Below are 7846 nucleotides of genomic sequence, written 5' to 3'. Positions count from 1 at the left end.
GGTGTCCGGCGATCGAGCCGGATTGCTGGTCTGCTCAGGCGTTTGTCGTGGGGCAGTGGGCGCATACGTCCTGTCGAACTGCAGCCAACGCGGGTTACGACCTCAACGTTTCTGGACGCGGCACTAGCTCACGCGTACTGCGGCTCCGCGCCGCTCACCGAGCACCGTGAAGTCGTATTGAGCGCGCTGGCTGACAGCGTCGGCGTGCGCCTGGGCCTCCGGCTTCGGCGACGACTGGATGCACGTCATCACGCTCGAAACCGTGCAGCCACGGGACGATTCCGCTCCCAGGGCTGTCTGCACCGACGGTCGACGTCCTGCCCGAGGGAGGACTGCGGCGGAGTGTCTGGCTACGAGCTGATCACGGCTGCCCTCGATCCCACCCTTCCGAGCATGCCGAGGCGGTCGTCGACTGTGCCCGGATGTATGGCGACGACGTCGACCTCGGCGATTATGCGCCAACCCGGTTCGAACCGGAAGAGGTCAACGAGGCGCTGGCCCGGCCTGGCCACGGTGAATCAGATCTTCCTGGACCGCCGGGTGAACTCACCTTCGCTTTCCGTTCCATAGCTGCGAGATAGCACTTCGAGCAGATGATCGAAGACGCGAAGCTGGACGATCCCGTCGAGATCGACGCGGACACCGCGGCCCGGATGGTCTCGCCGTACAGCTGGCTGCTTGAGCGCGTCGGGCCGGACGGCATCAAGCTGACCAGCGCCGGCTACCTGCCGCCCGTCCAGGTGGAGGGCGCCATGGCCGAACTCGGATTGGGCGAAGAGTGGATCGGCAAAGGGAACCGCGAGATCCAGACCCTGCCCGTCCTGCACCTGCGGGAAACGGCGCAGGCCGTGGGTCTGCTGCGCAAGTACCGCGGAAAGCTCGTACTCCCACCGCGCGGTCGTGCACTCCGCCCCACTCGATCCACGGAGGACGACGCGGACGCAACGGTCGCGGACTTGCTCACCGCGATCGGTCGGGCGACCTCGATGGAACACCGTGACCCCGTGGATGGCCAACGATGCGGCCTGGGGCACCAAGGCGGTCCTCCGCCGCCTCGGCGCCTCCATCGACGAGCCAGGCATCCACCACCGGTCCGCGAAGCCGACATCACAACGTGTGACCTTGGCCCGGGCCGCACTGCGCCTGGCCCAGCACGGACTGACCGGACACAGGGTCAGTTCGGCGCGGTTCCTCTGGGCGACACATCGATGTCGTTGCGCTGCGCGGGCAACGGGTACGTCGTGGTGTCGTCGTCGAGGAAGAAGCTCGGATGCGGCGGCTGGTTGTAGACGCTGCCCTCCGAGGCCACGCTCAGGCGGTACTGCGGGTCGTGCATCAGCGTGCGGATGCGGTGCTCGGTCGGGATGGTGGTCGTGTAGACGCGCAGCCTGTCGGTGCCGACGCGCCACACGACCTCCTCGCGCCAGTCTCCGAACAGATCCGCCGACACGATCGGGCTGTTGCGCCCGCCGTCGTTCGTGCCGGTAGCGCCGGGCGCGACCAGGAGGTTGGCGTCTCCAACGACCTCGGGACGTGACTCGTAATCGGTGTTCGCCTTCGAGATCGTCGCGCCGTCGAGGATCTCGCGCTGGAGATCCCCGTCCCAGTACAGAAGGAAGTTGTGCGGCAGCCCCGCGGATCCCGCCGCGTTCGCGTACAGACGTTCGCCGGTGATCGCGCTCCATACGAACCCGTTCGTCCAGTACTCTGCGCCGGGCTGGTTCGGATCGATGTTCGCTGCCACGCCCCGCTCGAGGTCGCCCGCGAGCGAGTACATGCCGACGAGCACCTCACCGGTCCTCGGGTCGTAGATCGCGGCGCTCGGCCGGTAGCCGAACCCCTTCTGGCCGTCGCGGCCGACGGTCTGGAAGTCGGCCGGCTGCTCGGCGGTGAGGAACACCTCCGGCCCCGCGATGTCAGGGTCGAAGTCGCCCACGTGGAAGGCGTCGCCGTGTCCGAGGTGAGTGAACCGGTCGTCGGCATCCGGGTTGTGCATCTGTTCGGTGAGGTTGACGTTCACCTCCGGGACCGGGAACGGGAACCAGGTCCCGGCGACGGTCTTCGGCGTGAGGTCGTCGTCGAGGATCAGTGCGCCGAAGACGATCTCGTCCTTGCCGTCGAGGTCGACGTCCGACATGGTGATCGTCTGCGCGCCCTTGTGGTGATACAGCTCCGGATCGGGGTGGGTCTCGGAGTCGAAGGTGTCACCGAGCACGAGCTCGCCGTTCTCGAGGGTGTACGCCGCCACCGTCGCCCGAGCGTAGTACCCGCGCCCCATGATGGCACTCGGTCGCTTGCCGTCGAGGTAGGCGATACCCGCGATGAAGCGGTTCGCCCGGTTGCCCTGGTGGTCGCCCCACGGGTAGTGGCCCCAGCGAGTCTCCTCGTTCACCCAGTACGGGTCGGGGATCTCCTCGGGCGGGATCGGCACTTGGGCACCCTCGCCCGTACCGCCGTCGCGGACCGCGCCGAGGAACGAGGCACCACGGTGGTCGACCGGCGCAGCGCCCCAGTTCGGTTCGCCGTACGGGAAGGCGTAGTCGACGGTATCGATGACCCGGCCGGTCTCGCCGTCGAACGCTGTCAGGTACTCATTGCTCGTCCCGATGACGCCGTGGACGTAGACCTTGCCCCATTGCCGCACGTTCTGCTCAGGCGGCGTGGAGCCACCCGGGATGACCCAACTGACGGCATAGGTGTTGAGCCCGTCGTAGTACTCGTCGAGCGACGCCTCGTCGCCCGCGGCGATGTACTCGGCGATCCTGTTCGGTGCGGCCGCCGTACGGCCGATCACGTCGTTGACCACGTACTGCCCGCCGACGACGTTCCCGGTCGTCGTGCCATCGGCTGTCTTGATGATCAGCTCCGCCTTGCCGTTGCCGTCGAAGTCGGCCACGACGAGCTGTGTGTCGTGGGCTCCGGCCCGGATGTTGTACCCCACGTTCACCCGCCAGAGCAGGGTCCCGTCGAGCTTGTAGGCGTCGACGATCGCGGGAGCCGTGGACCCGTACTGCGAGGAGTCCCGCTGGTTGGACGGATTCCACTTCAGGACCAGTTCGTACGTGCCGTCGCCGTCGAGGTCACCGACGGTCGAATCGCCGGGCGTGTAGGTGGCGGTCTGGGTCGCGATCGAGCCGTCGGGGTTCTTCAGCCAGTTCAGGCGCGGCCCGCGGTCGAGCTCGTCGACGTACCGCGTGAACGCCGCGTCGAGTTCGGCGAACAGCGCATCGCTCATGCGGAATCGGCCCGGAGTGACCATGTACTGCGGGTCCGCGAAATTCGTCTTCGGCTTCCACACCGGGTCGCCGAAATGCGTCCGGAACCGGTCGACGAGAGCGTTGTATTCGGAGGGCCGGAGCCCAGCCTCGTTCTCGTGGGCCTCGCGCACGTCCCGGAGCAGTTGCATGTCCACCGGCTCGTACACCTTGCCGGTGACGGTTCGGTTGAATGTCTCGAGCCGAGGGGCGACCGCGGCCGGGGGGCGCTGCAGCGGGATGTCGAAGAACTGCTAGGACCGGGGCGTCAGCTCAGCCGATCGTTCACCCTCGACACCATCGACCACAGCGGCGACCGAATAGCTGGAGGTCGGCGTGCCGACGGTATCGGAATAGTTCGTCGAGTCGGCGACGTCGGCGACCGCGATGTCGTCGCGGTAGACGCGGAAGGTCGTGGCCTCGGACTCGTCTCCGAGGAAACGCCAGCTCAGATAGACGCCGGATCCGACCTTCACGGCGACAAGGCCGCGATCGAGATACTCCATCCGCCTCAGCAGCTCGTTGCTACCGAGCTCCTCCGCGGCGGCGACGTTGACGGCACCGCCGGTTAGGCCGAGGGCCGCCACTGCTGCCGCGGCGGTGCACCATCGGATGAAGCGAGAGGCGCTGGTGGTTCGGTTTCGGCACGTCGACTTGGACTTGGACATGGACATGGACATGGACATGCCAGCCTGCCTTCTTCCCCGAGGCTTGACGAGGATGTGTGTAGCGCTTCTCGGCAAAGCCGCGGGCATCGGCTGTCCATGGCAATGAGGCGAGCGGTATGGCGGGAATGCGCTTTCCATTCGGAAGGTAACGGCTGCGCACAGAAAGGTCAACGAAAGTGACCGCCTTCGGACACCTGGCATTGAGTCGTTCAGTTGTGAGCCGGCCACCAGCAGACGAGCCAGACCGTCGTTCACCACCGCGACGGCCGTCCGGGCCCAGTGGCCGCGGCGCCGAATGTTCGGTGTCGCGGCCACCGTTAGCTGCTCCTACCAGGCGTAGTCCTCGGGGGCCGTCTTGTAGCCCGGGAAGATCTCGTCCAGGCGGGCGAGCGCCTTCTCGTCGAGCTTGATGTCGACCGCGCGCACCGCCGAGTCCAGCTGCTCCATCGTCCGCGGGCCGACGATCGGACCGGTCACGGCCGGCTGGTGCAGCAACCACGCCAGCGCCAGCTCACCCGGCTCGTGCCCGAGCTCGTCCGCGAACGCCTCGTACTGCTCGATCTGCGGCCGCAGTTTCTCGAGCGTCTCCTTCGCGCGCCCCTCGAGCCGCCGTACGCCCTCGTTCTCCTTGCGGATGACGCCGCCGAGCAGTCCGCCGTGCAGCGGCGACCACGGGATCACACCCAGCCCGTACGCCTGGGCCGCCGGCAGCAGCTCCCGCTCGACGTCACGCTGGATCAGGTTGTACAGCGACTGCTCGCTGACGAGCCCCAGGTAGTTCCGCCGCGCCGCCGCCTCCTGCGCCTGCGCGATGTGCCACCCCGCGAAGTTGCTGGACCCGGCGTACAGCACCTTGCCCTGCTGTACGGCGACCTCCAGCGCCTGCCAGATCTCGTCCCACGGCGTCGCCCGATCCACGTGGTGGAACTGGTACAGGTCCACGTAGTCCGTCCGCAGCCGCTTCAGGCTCGCGTCGAGCGACCGGCGGATGTTGAGCGCCGACAACCTGCTGGTGTTCGGCCACTCCTGCCCCATGTCGCCGTACACCTTGGTCGCCAGCACCGTCTTCTCCCGGTTGCCGGGATCCTTGGCGAACCACTCCCCGATGATCTCCTCCGTCCGCCCCGGGTAGATCGCTCGCCCATACCCGTTGGCCGTGTCGAAGAAGTTGACTCCCTTCTCATGCGCCGCATCCATGATCGCGTGCGCCTCCGCAACCTCCGTATGGGGACCGAAGTTCATCGTCCCCAGCACAACCCGACTGACCTTCAGTCCCGTACGCCCAAGCTGAGTAAAGTCCATACCCTCCAACCTCCCGCGTCCCCGCTGACATGTCCAACAGAAGAATCCACTCAGTTCGATTACTCATCCTTCTGAGTTTCGAGTACGTACCGAGTGCGCGGCCGGGATTGGTCACCCAACCCCATTGGCTCGTCGTCATGGCGGCTACCAAGTTCGATGTCGGCACTGACAAACTCGCGGCGGAGATTTCAGGGGGTGGGTCGCCGGCGGTCGCCTTCGGCTCCGGCAGCTGCGACGCGGGCGACTCATGAGCCGCAGTCAAATCGCTCTGGGCTCCTCAGTGAACCTAGTGACCTACGCCCGCGCCGGAACCGGCGGGAGCGATACACCGGGCTGACTCAACACCCGCTCGATCGGCGCAGCTGCGAAGGAGGCAACCGACTGGTTCTGGCCGCTGGAATTTGCCCGGTGTCCTCGTCGGCCACTCGCTCGGGGCTCTCATCTCGCTGACCTACGCCGCGCAACGACCGCAGCAGCTCGCCGGTTCGGTCCTGGTCGACGCAACCGATATCCACCTGAACCTCGACATCGAAAACCCCGCACGGTCGCCGCCGATGGCGATAGGCGACCACCTGTCGTTCGACGTGCGCTTGCCAGCGCAGGGGAGTTGCGCGCAGCAGACGTCATCTGCTCCACACCAGACCGCGTTGGAAACCCTCAAAGCCGGCGATGTGTCATGCCGGTCGAGTTTGAGGCGAAGGTGTTGGATATTGAGCCGGAACGACGACGGACGCGACCGTACGTGCCGGTGGGCGTCGCGCAGGCTACTCGCTGATGCGGCGGATCGGGTTCGAGCCCAAGTCGTATCAGGAGAATCGGCGGGCCAGCTTCCAACTCGATGGCGCCAGGCTAGAGCTCGACCGGTGGCCATTGATCCCGCCGTCTAGAGATCGAGGGCGACTCGCGTACGCACGGTGTCGAGGTGGCAGGCGTACTGGGCATGACGAGACCCGGCTGACCGGGAGAACACGATCAAAGTCCATACGCGCTACGGCATGGGGGCGCTGCTCGGTGAAGCCCGAGGCGTCGAGTGGTTCGTCAACGGCGTACTCGGTCCGTTACCGAGTACGACGAACCTCGTGGAACCGGGCTGATCCAGACGCTGGAGACGTACTTCGCCAACGGGGCAAACCTAACCCGCGCAAAGGACGATCTCCATGTGCACGTCAATACCGTTGCCCAGCGCCTCGACCCGGTGTCGCAACTTCTCGGCGACGACTGGCAGGAGGCCGGACTTCCCTGGAGATCCAGCTCGCTCTGCGGCTGCGCCGGCCCGTCCGGTCCTGACCCAGGTCTGATCTCGGTGCTTCACGCACGGGCAAACGCGCGTTTGACCGCCGGTCATCGCGGGTAGACAGGCTGGCGGCTGACTCTGATCCGCCCGAAAGGCCATCCATGCGCTCCTCTCGATCACCCCGCCGGCTCGTCGCATCGCTGATCGCCGTACCGCTGCTGCTCGCGGCGGCCCCGGCCACGGCCACCGCGGCGCGCGCCCAGATCGCCGCGGTCTCGAGTACGGTGGCCAGCGAGTTCGCGGTCGACGTCATCGCACACCGCGGTTCTTCCGGAGTCGCGCCGGAGAACACGTCAGCCGCCATCAAGGCGGCGGTGCAGCAGGATGCCGACTTCGTGGAGATCGACGTGCAACGCTCCAAGGACGGCCGCCTGGTGAACTTCCACGACTGCACGCTGGTCCGGACCACCGACGTCGAGGAACGGTTCCCGGGCCGCCCGTCGTACCGGGTGTCGGATTTCACCTGGGCCGAGCTGCGTACGCTCGACGCCGGCTCGTGGTTCCACCCGGACTTCGCCGGCGAGCGGATCATCTCGGTCGGCGACGTCATCAAGCAGGTCGACGGTAAGACCGGCCTGCTCGCCGAGATCAGCCCGTGCGGACACTACGAGGGTCTGCCGGCGGACCTCGATGCTGAGCTGCGCTCGATCCCGGGCTACGTGGACGAGGCCCTGGCGGCAGGCGAGCTCGCCGTACAGTCCTTCGAGGTCGACGACGCCAAGGCCTTCAAGACGCTGCAGCCGCGGATCCCGATCGGCCTGCTCGACGCCGACCGTCCGACGGAAGCCGAACTGGTGGAGCTCAGCGGGTGGGCCGATCAGGTGAACCCCCAGTGGACCGTGACCGACAGCGCGCTCGTCGCCCGCGTCCACCAGCTCGGCATGGACATCAACGTCTGGACGGTCAATGAACCCGGCACGATGCGCAGGGTGGACGACCTCGGGGTGGACGGGATCATCACCGACTTCCCGCAGTCGCTCACGAACCGGTAGCCGCGGTTCCGTCGACCGGGCGTGTCGTGTCAGCCGATGAGACCGGCGTTCCGCGCCACCAGTGTCGCCACCACAAGGTCCTTCACTGCGAGCCCGGCCGCCACGACGATCGTGATCCCGTCCAAGGTTCCGCGCCGGACCTCAGCCCGAGCCAAAGCCCTCAGGTCGTCGACGACACGACCCATCGGCAGGTCACCGCACCCGACCGCGTTGAGCTGGGTGCGAGCTGACATCCCGGAGAGCACAGGCTCGGGGCCCGACGTGCAGGTGCAGATCAGGTCGGCGCTGGCGGCATCTGCCGCGCTCGCCACGACGGCCGAGTGCCCCACGCCCCGC

Annotated in this window: 9 protein-coding genes; 3 read left to right on the top strand and 6 right to left on the bottom strand. The window is 67.0% G+C overall.

Annotation, left to right across the window (positions count from 1 at the left end):
* Nucleotides 1-123 precede the first annotated feature (123 nt).
* The 5 genes from E1218_RS37890 to E1218_RS33730 all read right to left on the bottom strand — a co-directional run bounded on the left by E1218_RS37890 (nt 124) and on the right by E1218_RS33730 (nt 5224).
* Nucleotides 124-249 carry a hypothetical protein gene (locus E1218_RS37890; protein WP_267900347.1) on the bottom strand — a complete coding sequence of 42 codons (126 nt, stop codon included), beginning with the start codon at nt 247-249 and terminating at the stop codon, nt 124-126.
* A gap of 269 nt (nt 250-518) precedes the next feature.
* Nucleotides 519-1034, bottom strand: a complete 516-nt coding sequence (locus tag E1218_RS33745) for a hypothetical protein (RefSeq protein WP_132327105.1) — start codon at nt 1032-1034, stop codon at nt 519-521.
* A 140-nt stretch (nt 1035-1174) separates the two neighbouring features.
* Entirely contained in the window at nt 1175-3406 is a 2232-nt protein-coding gene (locus E1218_RS38005; RefSeq protein WP_325052875.1) for a rhamnogalacturonan lyase family protein, read from the bottom strand.
* A gap of 102 nt (nt 3407-3508) precedes the next feature.
* The gene (locus E1218_RS33735; RefSeq protein ID WP_132327103.1) at nt 3509-3841 is read right to left on the bottom strand and encodes a rhamnogalacturonan endolyase family protein; all 333 of its coding nucleotides are present in this window, start codon (nt 3839-3841) and stop codon (nt 3509-3511) included.
* Nucleotides 3842-4249: 408 nt separating this feature from the next.
* Nucleotides 4250-5224, bottom strand: a complete 975-nt coding sequence (locus E1218_RS33730; protein ID WP_132327102.1) for an aldo/keto reductase — start codon at nt 5222-5224, stop codon at nt 4250-4252.
* 401 nt (nt 5225-5625) lie between these two features.
* Between E1218_RS33730 and E1218_RS38370 the strand changes: the two genes are divergently transcribed.
* The 3 genes from E1218_RS38370 (at nt 5626) to E1218_RS33720 (ending at nt 7510) form a co-directional block, all read left to right on the top strand.
* Complete coding sequence (locus E1218_RS38370; protein ID WP_407657655.1) at nt 5626-6111, top strand: alpha/beta fold hydrolase; 486 nt, start codon at nt 5626-5628, stop codon at nt 6109-6111.
* A gap of 143 nt (nt 6112-6254) precedes the next feature.
* Nucleotides 6255-6578, top strand: a complete 324-nt coding sequence (locus tag E1218_RS38365) for a helix-turn-helix domain-containing protein (protein WP_202866342.1) — start codon at nt 6255-6257, stop codon at nt 6576-6578.
* 41 nt (nt 6579-6619) lie between these two features.
* A complete protein-coding gene (locus tag E1218_RS33720) occupies nt 6620-7510 on the top strand; it encodes a glycerophosphodiester phosphodiesterase (RefSeq protein ID WP_132327101.1) in 891 nt (296 codons plus the stop codon).
* Nucleotides 7511-7539: 29 nt separating this feature from the next.
* On the opposite strand, the gene E1218_RS33715 is transcribed toward E1218_RS33720, so the two are convergent.
* Nucleotides 7540-7846, bottom strand: a 307-nt coding sequence (locus E1218_RS33715) for a hypothetical protein (RefSeq protein WP_233712648.1), incomplete at its 5' end; no start/stop codon positions are given.

The sequence above is a fragment of the Kribbella turkmenica genome, from assembly GCF_004348725.1.
Classification (GTDB): Bacteria; Actinomycetota; Actinomycetes; order Propionibacteriales; family Kribbellaceae; genus Kribbella; species Kribbella turkmenica.
This window is presented reverse-complemented; position numbering and strand designations above follow the sequence as displayed.